This window comes from Aliivibrio sp. S3MY1 (assembly GCF_028765575.1).
Classification (GTDB): Bacteria; Pseudomonadota; Gammaproteobacteria; order Enterobacterales; family Vibrionaceae; genus Aliivibrio.
Map to the genome: position 1 here is coordinate 42,878 of NZ_JARACO010000016.1, position 16,036 is coordinate 58,913.

Annotated in this window: 15 protein-coding genes; 4 read left to right on the plus strand and 11 right to left on the minus strand. The window is 40.4% G+C overall.

Features of this window, described 5'->3' with window-relative positions:
- Positions 1 to 73: 73 nt before the first annotated feature.
- Positions 74 to 958: an AraC family transcriptional regulator gene (locus tag PVK62_RS11645; RefSeq protein WP_274443850.1), complete on the minus strand. Its 885-nt coding sequence runs from the start codon at positions 956 to 958 to the stop codon at positions 74 to 76.
- Positions 959 to 1,153: 195 nt separating this feature from the next.
- On the opposite strand from PVK62_RS11645, the gene PVK62_RS11650 reads away from it, so the two are divergent.
- Positions 1,154 to 2,302 (plus strand): iron-containing alcohol dehydrogenase, encoded by a 1,149-nt coding sequence (locus PVK62_RS11650; RefSeq protein WP_274443851.1) that lies wholly within the window; start codon positions 1,154 to 1,156, stop codon positions 2,300 to 2,302.
- 109 nt (positions 2,303 to 2,411) lie between these two features.
- On the opposite strand, the gene PVK62_RS11655 is transcribed toward PVK62_RS11650, so the two are convergent.
- Both PVK62_RS11655 and PVK62_RS11660 read right to left on the minus strand, forming a co-directional pair.
- Positions 2,412 to 3,296: a DMT family transporter gene (locus PVK62_RS11655; protein WP_274443852.1), complete on the minus strand. Its 885-nt coding sequence runs from the start codon at positions 3,294 to 3,296 to the stop codon at positions 2,412 to 2,414.
- A 108-nt stretch (positions 3,297 to 3,404) separates the two neighbouring features.
- A complete protein-coding gene (locus PVK62_RS11660) occupies positions 3,405 to 4,802 on the minus strand; it encodes a coniferyl aldehyde dehydrogenase (protein ID WP_274443853.1) in 1,398 nt (465 codons plus the stop codon).
- A 170-nt stretch (positions 4,803 to 4,972) separates the two neighbouring features.
- On the opposite strand from PVK62_RS11660, the gene PVK62_RS11665 reads away from it, so the two are divergent.
- Positions 4,973 to 6,319: an anti-phage deoxyguanosine triphosphatase gene (locus tag PVK62_RS11665; protein ID WP_274443855.1), complete on the plus strand. Its 1,347-nt coding sequence runs from the start codon at positions 4,973 to 4,975 to the stop codon at positions 6,317 to 6,319.
- A 34-nt stretch (positions 6,320 to 6,353) separates the two neighbouring features.
- Here the strand turns inward: PVK62_RS11665 and PVK62_RS11670 are convergent, their stop codons facing one another.
- The gene (locus PVK62_RS11670) at positions 6,354 to 6,977 is read right to left on the minus strand and encodes a tRNA-uridine aminocarboxypropyltransferase (RefSeq protein WP_274443856.1); all 624 of its coding nucleotides are present in this window, start codon (positions 6,975 to 6,977) and stop codon (positions 6,354 to 6,356) included.
- Positions 6,978 to 6,991: 14 nt separating this feature from the next.
- On the opposite strand from PVK62_RS11670, the gene rrtA reads away from it, so the two are divergent.
- Positions 6,992 to 7,555, plus strand: coding sequence for a rhombosortase (gene rrtA, locus PVK62_RS11675; protein ID WP_274443857.1), 564 nt, complete (start codon positions 6,992 to 6,994; stop codon positions 7,553 to 7,555).
- Here rrtA and recR read toward each other — a convergent pair.
- The 6 genes from recR to PVK62_RS11705 form a co-directional block, all read right to left on the minus strand.
- A complete protein-coding gene (gene recR, locus PVK62_RS11680) occupies positions 7,527 to 8,129 on the minus strand; it encodes a recombination mediator RecR (protein ID WP_274443858.1) in 603 nt (200 codons plus the stop codon). The genes rrtA and recR overlap by 29 nt on opposite strands.
- Before the next feature lie 97 nt (positions 8,130 to 8,226).
- Positions 8,227 to 8,562 (minus strand): YbaB/EbfC family nucleoid-associated protein, encoded by a 336-nt coding sequence (locus tag PVK62_RS11685; protein ID WP_060991399.1) that lies wholly within the window; start codon positions 8,560 to 8,562, stop codon positions 8,227 to 8,229.
- 104 nt (positions 8,563 to 8,666) lie between these two features.
- Entirely contained in the window at positions 8,667 to 10,799 is a 2,133-nt protein-coding gene (dnaX, locus tag PVK62_RS11690; RefSeq protein WP_274443859.1) for a DNA polymerase III subunit gamma/tau, read from the minus strand.
- A gap of 103 nt (positions 10,800 to 10,902) precedes the next feature.
- Positions 10,903 to 11,448: an adenine phosphoribosyltransferase gene (gene apt, locus PVK62_RS11695; RefSeq protein WP_122033173.1), complete on the minus strand. Its 546-nt coding sequence runs from the start codon at positions 11,446 to 11,448 to the stop codon at positions 10,903 to 10,905.
- 143 nt (positions 11,449 to 11,591) lie between these two features.
- Positions 11,592 to 11,957: a DUF454 family protein gene (locus PVK62_RS11700; protein WP_274443860.1), complete on the minus strand. Its 366-nt coding sequence runs from the start codon at positions 11,955 to 11,957 to the stop codon at positions 11,592 to 11,594.
- A 54-nt stretch (positions 11,958 to 12,011) separates the two neighbouring features.
- Positions 12,012 to 13,121: a response regulator gene (locus PVK62_RS11705; protein WP_274443861.1), complete on the minus strand. Its 1,110-nt coding sequence runs from the start codon at positions 13,119 to 13,121 to the stop codon at positions 12,012 to 12,014.
- A 255-nt stretch (positions 13,122 to 13,376) separates the two neighbouring features.
- On the opposite strand from PVK62_RS11705, the gene PVK62_RS11710 reads away from it, so the two are divergent.
- The gene (locus tag PVK62_RS11710) at positions 13,377 to 14,252 is read left to right on the plus strand and encodes a LysR family transcriptional regulator (RefSeq protein ID WP_274443862.1); all 876 of its coding nucleotides are present in this window, start codon (positions 13,377 to 13,379) and stop codon (positions 14,250 to 14,252) included.
- A gap of 257 nt (positions 14,253 to 14,509) precedes the next feature.
- Here PVK62_RS11710 and purF read toward each other — a convergent pair whose 3' ends face one another.
- Positions 14,510 to 16,024, minus strand: coding sequence for an amidophosphoribosyltransferase (gene purF / locus PVK62_RS11715; RefSeq protein WP_274443863.1), 1,515 nt, complete (start codon positions 16,022 to 16,024; stop codon positions 14,510 to 14,512).
- Between the last annotated feature and the right edge of the window lie 12 nt (positions 16,025 to 16,036).

Consider the following 16,036-nt stretch of genomic DNA (forward strand, 5'->3'; position numbering starts at 1 on the left):
CGAATATAAAATGAAAAACAAAGCCTGCTTAATTTGCAGGCTTTTTATATTAAGAGTATCTAATATTATAACGTCAAGTAACACACCCTTTAGGCGTCATATTAAAATGGCGTTTAAACTCTCGGCTAAATTGTGATGTACTGGTATAGCCTACAGAATGAGCAGCATCATTAACACGTCGACCTTCTAGCTGGATCAACTCTTTGGCTTTATTCAAACGCACTTTTTTCAAATACTGCAGTGGCGACTCTAACGTGACTTTACGAAACGCCGAATGAAACGCTGACACACTCATATTGGCTTCTTCGGCTAATTTTTGTACGGTTAATCCATCCGCATACGATCGGTGCATTTTATTCATCGCTTTAGCGACTCTCGCATATTGCCCATCATGGTGCGCTAAATTAAATAATACATGCCCTTCACTCCCAGTAAGAACTCGATATACAATTTCATGTAATAAGGATTCACCGAGTAACTTTGTATCAAGATCACTATGTAATGCCAACATTAAACGCTTGCAACTATCAAGCATGTCATTAGCCATTTTTACTGATGTAAGACCAAAGCCATCTTGATTTGATTTTACCGGCGATTGAAAATTAGCGGCCTCAAGCTCATTAACTAGACGGTGAAGTAAGGTTGGATCAACATTAATCGTCAAACCTAATAATGGAGCATCATCTTCAGGAAAAGCTTCACACTCTAATGGCATGGGAACACCAACAACCAGATAATCATCAGGTCCATAATGAACGGGCTGATTACCAATATGAATGTGTTTATGCCCTTTTCCCATCACAATAATGCCCGATTGATAAACAAACGGCTGTCGTTGATTTCCTTTACTGCTACGATAAAACCACACATTAGGTATTGCTGTTTCTCTAATTCCTTCCAGATCATTAAAGCCATAACGATCGGCATAGCTTTGCATTAAATCACCCAAAGAATTCATCAGCGTTCCTTTATCTAATCAAGATCACATCTATTAGTTTCTTTTTTGAAAATACAGCCAATTGTAGAAATAGGCAATAAAAATCCATAAATCCACCTTACTAAAGCAACAATTGAATACTAATATGCACTTATTGAAACAATAAATTCTGTATTAAACAGAATGTTCACCTTTTGGAATAAATGAGGTATAGCAATGAAATTCTCTTACGTTAACCCTACACAAATCCATTTTGGCCAAGGTCAAATTGCAGCAATCGCTACATCAATCCCACAGGACCAAAAAGTATTAGTCATTTATGGCGGTGGTTCAATTAAAACAAATGGTGTTTATGACCAAGTGGTTGCAGCACTTTCTGACCATTCTTGGATTGAGTTTTCAGGCGTTGAGCCAAACCCAACGGTAGAGACATTGGACAAAGCAGTTGCTATCGTTAAAGCAGAAAATGTAGATTATATTCTTGCTGTGGGTGGTGGTTCTGTTATTGATGGATCTAAGTACGTTGCTGCAGCAGCAAAATATGACGGCAACGGTTGGGATATCCTACTTGGTCAGCACACAGTGACAGAAGCTGTGCCATTGGGCGCGATTTTAACACTACCTGCGACAGGCTCTGAGTCTAACTCTGGTGCGGTAATTACTCAAAAATCGACACAAACTAAAATGGCATTTATGTCATCTTATGTTCAACCTAAGTTTGCAGTTCTTGATCCGGATTCAATGAAAACATTGCCTGAACGTCAACTGATTAATGGTTTAGTTGATGCTTGGGTTCATACTTGCGAGCAGTACTTAACAACGCCTGTAGGTGCGATGGTACAAGATGGCTATGCTGAGACACTACTGCGTAATTTATTAACGCTTGGTGCTCAATACGACAATCGTGACAATAATGAGTGGCGCTCAAACCTAATGTGGACAGCCAACCAAGCATTAAATGGCTTAATTGGTCTTGGTGTTCCTCAAGATTGGGCTACACATATGCTTGGCCACGAACTAACTGCGCTTTATCATGTCGATCACGCTCGTTCTTTATCTATCATTCAGCCATCTTTACTTCGTAATCAAATCGAAGCAAAACGCGCTAAACTAGAACAAATGGGTAAAAACGTCTTTGGTTTAGACGCTTCTGATGATTTAGCAGAGCGCACAATCATTGAAATCGAAAACTTCTACCATAGCCTGAACTCTCCAACAGAGTTAACTGAGCACGGTGATGATAAAGCAGCAGCCATTGATGCGATCATCAAACAACTTGAAGCTCATGGAATGGTTGCTCTAGGTGAACATCAAGCGATTACTCTTGAAGTATCTCGTGAAATCCTAGAAGACGCGGTGAAGTAATATCTCTTCTTTATAAAAAAAGATACTAAATAAAAAGCCGATTCAGCATAACAGTGATGTTTTCTGAATCGGCTTTTTTTATTCTTAATGGACTTAAATGGTTGCTAGATTACTTAATTACAAGCTTCTTTCTTCGCTCCCACTGCGTTATAAAGGCAACAGAAGCAATGATGATTGCAGCTCCTAACCACAGTCGTCCTGGTGGTGCCCAACCAAAGACTACCCAACCAGCTAATACATTCAAGGGTAATTTAGCATGATCAAACGGCTGCACAAACGACGCATCAGCAACAGCGTATGCTTTTACGATAGCCCATTGAGCCAATGCCGTCATTACACCTGCACCAAATAGTAATAGCCACACATTCATGCCACTTGGTGTTTGCCAATCTGGTAGCGCCAACAAGATATTAAATGGTGTGATAAGAACCAGAAGATAAACCACCATGGTTGATGGTGAATCATGTGCCGACATTTTCTTCACCATTAGTGAATAACACGCCCAAAAGAACGCCGCACCAACAGGTAATAATGTGGCCCATGTAAAGCTATCAGCCCATGGTTCAAGAATGATCATCGCCCCGACAAAACCAGCCAATGTTGCACACCAACGAGCCGCACCCACTTTCTCTTTTAAAAATAAACCAGAGCCAATAGTCGCAAATAAAGGAGAGGTCATTAACAGTGCGATGCCTTGCCAAATCGGAACAGGGTAAGCTAATGCCCACAACCAAAGTTGGATACCAATTACGGATAAAAATACACGCAACGCATGCATGCCAAAATGTTCCGTTCGAAGAGAATTACGCAGCCCTAACGTGCGTAAATAAGGCAAGATGACGATCAACGCAATCCCATATTGAACTAAAGCAACCATCGTTGATGGAAGACCAAAATTCATACTGACGTATTGAGCAATACTGTTAACAATCGCAAAGGCAAGACCTGCGGTTAACATCCAAGAAGCGCCTTGGACTGGTTGATGCTGAGACATAAAGAGCAATTCACATTAAAAAAGGGAAACAAATCATACGACTGTTCCCCCCTTTTGCCAACCGATAAGCCCTAACAATCACATATAAACAGAGCTTATTAGTTATGATTAGCTCATAAACTTACGACTTAGAATTTTTAGCATCCATTTTTTGTGTTTTAGCAGCAATCTTGCTCTTGGTAACCAATGTGGTGTATTCAATATGGTTTTAGCATGAGAGAAGGTTTGAAAGCCTTCAATGCCATGGTAACGCCCTATACCTGAATCGCCGATGCCTCCAAAAGGGGCATCATCGGCAGCCACATGCATTATGGTGTCATTAACGGCTAAGCCACCACTGTGTGTTTTCTGACTAATGTCTTTAACCAACTGTTTATCTAATGACATCACATATAATGCTAATGGGCGCGGACGTGCCTGAATATAACTCAAGGCTTCTTCTATATCGTCATAGCCCATAATTGGCAATATCGGCCCAAAAATTTCTTCTTGCATCACTCGCATATCGTCAGTTACGTTCGTGAGTAAACGCGGTAAGAATGAACGTCCGTCTATTTTCTCAACATCGCCAATCGCCGTAATTATGGCTCCCTTCTCTTGGGCATCATCGAGGTAGCTATTTAAACGATCATATTGAGTTTGATTTATAATATGGCTGTATTCTCGTCGTCCTTTTTTCTTAGGAAAAGCCTGTAAAAATCGACGAGAATAAAGCGAGATAAAGTCATCTACTCGCTTTTTAGGAACAAAGACATAATCAGGCGCAACACAAATTTGGCCCGCATTCATCGACTTGCCAAGCATAATCGCATCTACCGCTGAAGTTAAATTGGCATCTTCTGCGATGATCACTGGCGATTTACCACCTAGCTCAAGAGTCACTGGTGTCAGATTTTTAGCCGCGGCACTAGCGACTAGCTTACCGACTTGAGTTGAGCCAGTGAATAATAGATGGTTAAAAGGCAATTGCGAGAACTCTGCCGCGACACAACCTTCCCCTTCTATAAGGCAAACATGCTCAGAGAGATCCGAAAATACACGACGAAGGATTTGATTTGTTTCAGGGGAGTGTTCACTCAACTTCACCATGACACGGTTTCCCGCAGCTATCGCTGTCACAATTGGAGCAATACTTAAATATATCGGAAAGTTCCACGGAACAATCACACCCACCACGCCTAGCGGTTGATAACACACCGACACCTTAGAGGGAGAAAGCAGCAAGCCTGCATGACGTTTTTTTATTTTCAGCCATTTAGGTAGTTGCTTACGCGTATAATTGATATGTTGAATAGAAGGCATTAAATCACAAATGGTGGAATCAAAATGGCTTCGAAAACCATAATCATTTTCTAATGCAGATACCAAAGCGCCTTTTTCAGTTAAAAGTGCCGTTTTTAACCTGTTCAATAACGCTAGTCGCTCATCTTTTGAAGGATAAGGCGAGGCTTGATAGGTTTGTTGCAGCAGTTCAAATTCATCCGATAAATTAACGACACTACTCATGAGTTTATTCCATTCAACAAAGTGAACGTTAGTATAACAACCCATCTTAATGAACTAAATAACTCTAATTTAAGCGTGTGTTCTTGCTCTCTTTTTTAAATAACTCATTGATCTTTTTGTAACAAAGCTGTAATGATATATCAGTAGCAATAACTTCGAGAACAACAATAATGAATAAACCAATCGATATTACGTTATCCCAACATTGGGAAGATCGCATCAGTAACGAACAGAAGTTACGTCGTAATGATCACCGCAGCGTGTTTCAGCGAGATCGTGCTCGTATTCTCCACTCTGCCGCTTTTCGTCGCCTTCAAGCAAAAACTCAAGTACATGGCCCTGGTAGTGCCAATGATTTTTATCGCACTCGTTTAACCCATTCTTTAGAAGTATCGCAAATAGGAACGGGGGTAGTGGCTCAGCTTAAATTAAGACAACCTGAATTTCGCAACCTATTAACTTCCACAAGTTTGATGGAAAGTATCTGTTTAGCCCATGATATTGGCCATCCGCCGTTTGGTCATGGGGGGGAAGTTGCCCTTAATTATATGATGCGTGATCATGGTGGTTTTGAAGGCAATGGGCAGACCTTACGAATTTTAAGTAAATTAGAGCCTTATACTGAACATTTCGGTATGAACTTAGCGAGAAGAACTCTACTTGGGGTTTTGAAGTACCCCGCTTTCTTAGATCAGGTTCATTCAAGTTACCGACCTGAACCTGTGACTAATTTACGACACTTAAAATCAATTGAGTGGCACCCACCAAAAGGAATTTATCGTGACGATGAGCAGCTGCTAAATTGGATTTTGGCTCCATTATCAGAGCACGATAGAAACCTGTTATCTACGCTTCGCTTCCAAAAAGAAAATGACAACGCGCATCGTAAAACACGCTTTAAATCCATTGACTGTTCTATTATGGAGTTGGCCGATGATATTGCTTATGGCGTTCATGATTTAGAAGATGCCATCGTGATGGGAATTGTCACTCGTAATCAGTGGCAAGAATCAGTTGCCAGTAAACTTGCAGACTGCGGTGATGAATGGTTTGAAGAAAATATTGAAACCATCAGTGATACATTATTTTCTGGTCTTCAATATCAACGTAAAGATGGGATTGGTAGCATCGTAAATGCCCTGTTGACGTCAATTAGCATTAAAAAAACCACCGTTGAAGAAGAGCCTGAATTCGAATCAGAATTATTACGTTGGAATGCGTATTTAAGCCCTCCAATGACCTATGCGTTAGATATTCTGAAAAAATTTGTTGGCCAATACGTAATACATAATTCTGAAATGCAGCGAATTGAATACAAAGGCCAGCAAATTGTAATGGAGATTTTTGATGCGCTTAATTCAGATCCTGAGCGCTTATTACCTGAAAATGACAAACGTGAGTGGCAAGAGGCCATCGCTTCAGGGAGAAATGCACATCGCGTCATTGCCGATTATATTGCTGGCATGACCGATGGCTATGCCCAGCGTTTATATAATCAGCTTTTTGTTCCTATTTGATCGAATACTCATCCAACCCTAAGTAATCAAAGGACTACTCTGAACGGTAGTTCTTTTGGTACACCCCTTCAGGCATTTGGCTAATATGAAATTCAATCATGTTATCGAATGCCGTTAGAATCGAACCAAATTTATCCAACTCTTTCGTTTCACCTGACTCACCATCAAGTTGGCTTAATACATGATAGCCCGCTTCTGCCGTTGATAACGCATTGTCTTTTGGCGCTTTTCGAATACGATAGTTACCAGATAACTCGGTATCAAGATGTACTTTTGGTAATGAATGCAGATTGGTCGAAAGCTGCCACATTTTATAAGCTTTCTTCCACGTCCCATCCAATAAGATCACACGTTGTTTCTGCTTTGTCTGATTTGATGATGAAATTGCCTGACTAGTGCCGTCTAAAAACAACACTTGATGTTGGTATTGTTCGTCGTCCAATAGAGCATTTAACTCTACGTGATCGGTGAAATTTTCACCGATAAAAGTGCGGCAATTTACCAAACTTAACGATAAGATCTTTGCGGTTCCCAATGGTCGCTTAGCTTCTGTGGGATGCTGTAGTATGATGAGTTCAACCTCAGTAGAGATCGGTGTTATCCACTCACAGATACAGGCTTTTTTTGTTTTTAGACATTGAAGACAGAATCGAATCACAAGGAACCTTTGATTTGTTTAAATTACTCTTTCCCATTTTAGTCGTGCTTGGTCTTACACAGCTAACTCAGGTATCAGATTTTTTTGTTTGGAACAGAAGCTTAATTCTACAAGGAGAAATTTGGCGATTAATAACAGGTAACTTTACCCATACCAATTTTCCTCATTTAATGATGAATGCTGCTGCTTTGACTGTATTTTGTTTTATCTTTAAGGATATGTTAAACCCTAAAAAATTATGGCTATTACTGCTATCTCTCAGTCTACTGACAGGATCGTTTTTATTGCTTTCGACCATGCAATCCTATGTTGGATTATCGGGTCTGTTACACGGTTTATTTATCTGGGCTGCCATTGAGGACATTAAACAACAACGCAATACTGGTTGGCTATTATTAATCGGTGTATTAGCTAAAATCGCTTGGGAGCAATACTTTGGAGCAAGTGCTGCCACTGTTGCTCTTATCAATGCAAAAGTCGCCACCGAAGCCCATCTTATTGGAGCACTTAGTGGTGGAATGCTCCAATTAATCAGCTATATTTTGATCTTTAATAAAGCTTCTGACGTCCCAAAATAGAGTGAGATAACGTCGTACCATCCACGAGTTCTAACTCTCCCCCCATAGGGACACCATGCGCAATTCGACTTGCTGATATTTTGTGTTCTTGGCATATTTCAGCAATGTAATGTGCTGTAGCTTCCCCTTCAACGGTTGGGTTTGTTGCAAGAATCACTTCTTTAATCCCCCCTCGCCCTAAGCGGTAGTCAAGTAAATCTAGCCCTATATCACTTGGACCAATACCATCAAGAGGGGATAAATGTCCCATTAAAACAAAATAACGTCCTGAGAATTGGCCTGTTGCTTCAACGGCAACGATATCGGCAGGACTTTCAACAATGCATAATTCCCCACTCGCCTGACGTTTTGGGTTTAAACAGATCGCACACGTATCTTCTTCAGTAAACGTTCGACACTCTGAACAATGACCGATTTCAGACATCGCACGAGACAGAGAATCCGCTAATTGCATTCCCCCTTGACGGTTGCGTTGTAAAAGATGAAATGCCATTCGTTGAGCTGATTTCGGTCCAACACCTGGGAGACATCGTAACGATTCCATTAATTGCTCTAATAGACCACTGGTACGCATAGTTTTTATATTCCAGAAAAGAAAAAGGCAGCCACTTAGCCGCCTAATTTACCAAGATAAATCGTAATCTATCCTAATATTTATTATCTAAGAAAACTTAGAATGGCATTTTAAAGCCCGGTGGCATTTGCATTCCACCAGTAACACCAGCCATTTTTTCTTTTTGTGTTTCTTCGATGCGACGAGATGCATCATTGAACGCTGCAGCGATCAAATCTTCTAGCATCTCTTTCTCGTCTTCTTCCATTAGGCTTGGATCGATTTCAACACGACGCACACTGTGAGAACCGGTGATCGTTACTTTAACAAGGCCTGCACCTGATTCACCTGTCACTTCTGTGTTTGCGATTTCTTCTTGTACTTTCTGCATGCGATCTTGCATTTGCTGGGCTTGCTTCATTAAGTTGCCCATGCCGCCTTTTCCACCGAACATAATTATTCTCTCTTAAGTTTACTTCTCTATTATTAAGAAAATGGGGATGAAAATTACAATTTCAACCCATCGGAATATTTTACTTTAGATAGCGTGAGCGACGTTTAAATCGGTCTTACGCTCTCTTGATCTATTTCTGCACCAAATCTCTGCATAAAGAAATTTACGTGCGGATCTTGTTGTAGACTTTGGTACGCCGTCTGTAATTTTGTTTGGTACATTTGTTCGCGCAACTCTAACGGTGTCGTACCTTCCGTGCTGATATAAATCGACACGTTGACGTCTTTATTTAATGCCTGACTCAATGCTTGCGTAATCAATTCATTGGCTTTATCACCATTTAAATGTGATTGCTCCGCTCTCAAATGTAACGCTATTTGGTTGTCTTGCTCAACAAAAGAAGAGTTTAAGACCAGTTGTTGAACAAGCTTTGGTAATGTTGTTAATGACATTGCCAACGCTGACCATGGATCTTGCTTTGATGATTCATCCACCAATAGCTGCACCATCTCCGGTGTTTTCTCATGCTCTAGCGCTTGTTTTAACTTGGTTGGCGTAATATCACTTGCTACCTTTTTTACTTCAGGTTGCGTTGATTTCCAACGATAAGGTTCTGCTGGCTTTTTCTCTTGTGCTGCTGAGTTTCCAATTTGCGACACCTGAGTACGAGGGGCTAAATGTTGCTTCTCAGCAATACGCTCTAACACTGAACTCGTTTTTTTCTTATCGGATGCCGCACTAGACTTTTTTGAGCCAGTACCATTGTTTGCGTTAGCTAAATTATTTTTTGCACTGCGTAACTGATTACGAACGCCTAGCAAACCACTTTTTGGTGGTGTTGCAGGTGCTTGCTGTGCTGCCTGCGGTTGTTCCTGCATTACTTGATGCGGAGTTCCCATAGGCGGAGCATCATACACGGGTGGCTGCTCTGACTGCACTGGTGACACATATTGATCCTGTGCGTATTCTTGTTGCGGTGGTTGAGCAACTTGAGGTGCCTGACGCTGTACTGGCGTTTGAGGTCTCATTGCTGCTTGATTTTGATTCACCGGTGCCGTTGGTTGCTGTCTTAATACAGGAGCCGCTGTTGTTTGCGCCGCTTGAGGCTCTGTAGCTGGCACTGCGACAGGTTGAGCATCTAGCTGTTGTGCATGAACGGGGCGAAACGCGACCATTCTTAACAACATCATTTCAACGCCTGTTTTTTCCGTTGGCGCTAACGGTAAATCTTTACGGCTCTGCAGGGCAATTTGATAAAAAAGCTGTACTTCTTGTGGTGATAACTGACCACTTAAAAGCTCTATACGCTCTGCATCTGGTTGAGATTTATCCAAGGTTGCAGGCAATGCTTGATACATGGCTAATTTATGCAATTGATTAGCTATTTCTTTTGCTAATCCATCCCACTCAATCCCCATATCAGCAAGATCGTTCACACAGCTCATTAGTGTCTGCATGTTTTTGGTGCTAATCGCTTCTAAAATGCGAACAGCTTGATCGGTATCTAGTGTCCCTAACATCGCAGAAACGATATCAGTAGTAACAGAACCATTACCCAGTGCAATCGCTTGGTCAGTCAAACTCAGCGCATCACGCATACTGCCATCGGCAGCGTGTGCAATAAGTCCTAGCGCTCTCGCATCTTTGGTCACTTTTTCTTTATCTAAAACAAAATCGAGTTGCTCATGTATTTGATCAACGCTGATGTGTTTTAAATGGAATTGCAAACAACGAGATAAAATCGTCACAGGTAATTTCTGTGGATCGGTCGTTGCTAATAAGAATTTGACGTATTCTGGCGGCTCTTCCAACGTTTTTAATAACGCATTGAAACTGTGGCGCGACAGCATATGAACTTCATCGATCAAGTAAACCTTAAAGCGACCACGCGCAGGTTTGTATTGAACATTATCAAGTAGCTCACGTGTATCTTCTACCTTGGTTCTAGAAGCCGCATCGATCTCAAGTAAATCAACGAAACGTCCTTCGTCAATTTCTTTACAGGTAGAACACACACCACATGGCGTCGATGTGATCCCTTCTTCACAGTTCAGTCCTTTTGCGAACAAACGTGCAATGGTGGTTTTACCCACACCACGAGTCCCGCTAAATAAGTAAGCGTGATGAAGTCGATTATGGTCAAGTGCGTTTTCCAACGCCGTAAGCACGTGAGGTTGGCCTACCACATCTTTAAAATGATGTGGACGCCACTTACGCGCCAGAACTTGATAGCTCATAGAATACAGCCCAAAATAAAATAGATCTAAATCGTAGCACAGCAAAAAAATGAGATCTCCCTTGATAGAGAGATCTCACTCAATTTATTGTGTATATGAAGAATTAGTGACCAGCAAACTCACAAATGCTGTACACGTTTAAACCTAGACCTTCTAAACGAGTTTGACCACCGATTTCTGGTAGGTTAATAACAAACGCGGCGTGCTCAACATCACCACCAAGTTGACGGATCAGTTTCACTGTTGCTTCAATAGTGCCACCTGTTGCTAGTAGATCATCAACGACTAATACTTTATCACCTTCAACAATCGCATCAGTGTGGATTTCTAACGTATCAGTACCGTATTCAAGATCATACGTTTGTGCAATTGTTGGACGAGGTAACTTTCCTGGTTTACGCACAGGAATAAAACCGACACCTAATTCTAATGCTAATGGTGCGCCAAATAAGAAGCCACGAGCTTCAGTACCAACTATCTTAGTGAAACCGCCTTGCTTATATTTTTCTACAAGTAGCTGGATAGTCGCTTGGTATGCTTTTGGGTCTTCCATTAAGCTTGTTACATCACGAAACATGATGCCAGCTTTTGGGTAATCAGGAATAGATTTGATGCTGTTTTTTATCAGCTCTAGTGTTTCTGTCGACATGATTTTGTCCTACTCTGCCAAAATATGGCATTAAAATAAATTAACCGACTTATGTTATTCACTTTCTTTGTCGTGAGCAAGTATTACCCGTCGAGATGAGTTGTTGATCAAATCCCGATTAATCTTCACGATTCATTGAAAAATTAAGAGCTTGGAATAGTTGAGAACCAGTAAAGAAGCATAATTGCCACTACAAGCAACAGAACTTTTACCCACACGATTGGCGCTAAACTGATTGATATAATAAAACTCATAACAATCATAAATTGCGCTTTCTTTTTTATTGAGGCCTTAATGGTTTTACGATCTTGCCATTCAACAATAGGAGGACCAAGCGAGGGATGCGTTAGTAACCAGTTATTCATTCGTGGAGAAGTACGCATAAACCCTGCGCTCGCTAATAATAAAAAAGGCGTGGTCGGTAATAGAGGAAGAAATATACCCACAATTCCTAACATTAACGCAATACTAGCCAAAATAAACCAAAATGCTTTATGAGAAAAATCCACATCACTGTCTCTACATATTACTGGATAACTTCATTTTTACGCTATCTGCATACATTAATCAACCGAGGTAAAAATCAACTCTAATTTAAAGCTACTACAGCCTAAGTTATTTAATAACAAACTATTACGTTGCATGATCGGAAAGCGATGTACCTTATTTTTTGCAGCATTTAGCACCAACTGTTCATTTGCATGCAAAATATGGCGTTCTCTTTTATTCTCCCATACTGCGTCTAATCCTGCGGATAACATAAATAAAGCTTCATCTGCCAGATCAACATAACCAAAAATAGCTGACATCGGTTGTACATTATCTATGGTTGCCATGCCTTTTTCTATTGATTCCAACATACTTGGAAGTGTATTTAATGAGATATTTTGATCTCGTATAAAATCATTAAAAAATGCCCGGATCAGTAAACAAGAAACAACACTGTTTTCACCACCAGTATTAGAATCCACCAAATAGAAAAATAAACGACCATCTAATAACCATTCATAATCAAAAATCAGTGGCATACCATCCGTTGATTGTAGAAGACGATAACCGAGCTTCCAATCGCCATGCTGAGCATCACTCTCTGGCAGCAGCTCAAATAATAATTCTCGTCCAACATTTGGTTCTTTTTGTAAGTAATCTAAATGCCAGTGCAATTCATCATTACAACTTCTATCCATTTCTGATGTTCTAAACCATTGGCTGGAAAAGTCCTGCATTCGATAAGAACTCTCTTCGCTTAATTTCAATGCCGATGATAATGATTTAATCAGAATAGAGACGTCCGTAATCGGTTTTACTAAAAAGTCTTTTGCTCCTAAACGCAATACTTTAGCTACATCTTGCATATCACCACTGCCAGAGACAACAATGATAGGCAACATTGGGTATTCGAGAACGGCCTCTTCAACAAATTCAATTCCATTTAAAATCGGCATTGCTAAGTCGCACAATAGGACATCGGGCAATGAATGTTGCAACATTTGTAAGCCTTCTAATCCATTATTCGCTTCTTTAACGTTACATGAGTAGCTTTCTAATACGGCTCTCACAATTGAGCGAAAAGTAGGATCATCATCTACAATTAAGACATCTTTATTCAATAATAGATCTTCTACTGGTACTTTATTTTCTCGCGCTCTTTCTTTACATTGCTCTACCGACATACGACCACCCTCTGCACGTTCCCTTGGCGAATAATGAATAATTCCCTTACTATTTAATTTATCACTCAGAGTAAATTTAGTTCGAGATCAGGTTGAGTACAAATATTTTTCAACAAGATTGTTAATAAGTGTAAGCTTGACTGCTTAGCTGGACTTTTATTTATAAAATTTCACTTTAGTTGACTTATAACAACGCGTCCCTTAGGGTTTTAGTTACACTTTATCACTAGAAAAAACAGAGAGTATCTCAATATAATGAAATTAGATGATTTAAATTTGTTTCGACAGGTGGTCGATAATGGCAGTTACACTGCAGCCTCAAGAAAGACACTGATCCCTGTAGCGACAATTACTCGTCGGATTCAAGCTTTAGAAGATTCTTTAGATATTCGGTTACTTAATCGCCATGCTCGCAAGCTATCATTAACAGAGTCGGGGCAGAAGTTTTACGATGAATGCGCCCCAATGTTAGCGACTTTAGTTAATACGAGTGAATGCTTAGGTGAAGAGTGTCGCGGAGCTGCTGGTAAACTCAACATCGCTGCGCCCTCCAATCTCACAAAACGCATGATCCAGCCGATATTAAATAAATTCATGCTGCTCTACCCAAACATTGATATTAACTTAACAATGAGCAATCAACCGGAGCAACTTGATCCTACTGATTGGGACATTATTTTTAGAGTTGGAAAACAACGTGACTCTTCTCTTATTGCTCGTCAAATTGGCTCTTTAGAAGATATTTTGGTTGCTAGCCCTACTTATTTAGAGGCGAATTCAGAGCCGATTCATGCTCAAGAACTTCATAAACATAGCTTATTAAAAGGCCACCCATTAATGCGTTGGCGCTTAACAAATAGTGATGGTGAATCGGTTACGATTACTGACGCAGGTCGCTTTGAGGCGAGTGAATTGAATGTTATTCGAATTGCTTGTTCTAATGGCTTGGGGATTACATTAATGCCAGACATTATGATCAGTCGTTATATTGCTAATGGTTCGCTAGTGCGTGTTCTTAAAAATTGGTCTGCTAACCCTAGGGACGTCTACATGATCTACAATCATAAAGATCATCAACCAGAAAAAGTTCGTCTTTTTATTGATTTCGTAAGTAACCATATTGCCGAGTGATACGCATTTAGTTTTGTCTAACAGAATGATTAAAAAAGCCTGTGAATATCACAGGCTTTTTTATATTAATCAATTAGATAATCATACCAATCACAGTAAGTAAGTGATTAGAAATAGCGAAGGAAAAATGCTTGAGAACAAAGCGGCACTTTTCAACAAATAGTTTCGATAAGTAGTTATTCTACAATCAAAAAATTGAACGCAGTTATCGAGCATTTTAACCAGCTAGGATGATCAGTTATTTACTACGATTGGTATTACACACCTTCATTATAAATATCTAGGCTTGCAATGTCTTGAGCTTCACTGTCTTGCTTAGCGTCATCACTGCGTAATCCTTCAATGTGTTCAAGATATTCTTGATCAACATCACCAGTTACGTAATGCGCATTGAAAACAGAGGTTTCAAAACGCTCTATCTCACGGTTACCACAACCAACGGCATCTACAAGATCAGACAGGTCTTGGAAGATTAACGCATCTGCACCTATTTGCTTACAGATCTCATCCACTTCACGACCATGAGCAATTAATTCGTTTGCACTTGGCATATCAATACCGTACACATTCGGGAAACGAATTTCTGGTGCAGCTGATACCATATAAACATTTTTCGCACCTGAATCACGAGCCATTTCAATAATTTGTTCTGATGTAGTACCTCGAACAATTGAGTCATCAACAAGAAGTACGTTTTTATCTTTAAATTCTGAACGAATTGCATTTAATTTACGGCGTACTGATTTTTTACGCTCTTGCTGACCTGGCATGATAAACGTACGACCAACATAACGGTTTTTCACAAAACCTTGGCGGTATGGCTTATTAATAATTTGTGCAATTTCAAGTGCAATATCGCATGAGGTTTCAGGAATAGGCAGAACAACATCAATATCTAAGTCTTCCCACTCACGCTTAATTTTTTCGCCTAAGCGTTTACCCATCTCAACGCGAGCGCTGTACACTGATATTTTATCAATGAATGAATCAGGGCGAGCAAAGTAAACAAATTCAAAAATACATGGATTTAATTTTGGATCATGAGCACATTGTTGTGTGTATAAACCACCTTCAAATGGTGCATAAATCGCTTCACCTGGTGCAACATCACGAACAAAATCAAAACCAACCGCATCAAGTGCTACTGATTCAGACGCAACCATGTACTCTGTACGACCTTCGACTTCACGCTTACCCAAGCATAAAGGACGGATACCATTTGGATCTCGAAAGGCAACCATACCGTGGCCAATAACCATTGCAGCTACCGCGTATGCACCACGAATTTGCTCGTGTACGTTCGCTACCGTTTTAAAAATATCTTCAGCAGTAAGAGGATAATGCGTTGTTGCATCAAGGTGGTGAGCAAAAATGTTCAATAGCACTTCAGAATCGGAAGTGGTATTTACATGTCGGCGCTCTTGTTCAAATAAGGTCTCACGGATTTCATTCGCATTGGTCAAGTTACCATTGTGCGCCAATGTGATCCCAAAAGGTGAGTTCACATAGAAAGGTTGAGCTTCTGAAGCACTTGAGCTGCCTGCTGTAGGGTAGCGAACATGGCCAATACCTACATTACCTTGTAGACGTTGCATATGTTTTGCTTCAAATACATCCTTCACCAAGCCGTTCGCCTTTCTTAGACGGAAACGATTGCTTTCTATGGTAATAATACCAGCAGCGTCTTGGCCACGATGTTGTAACACTGTCAAAGCGTCATAAATTGACTGGTTTACAGGTGTTGCGCCTACGATTCCAACAATACCGCACATGTCCTAGAGTCC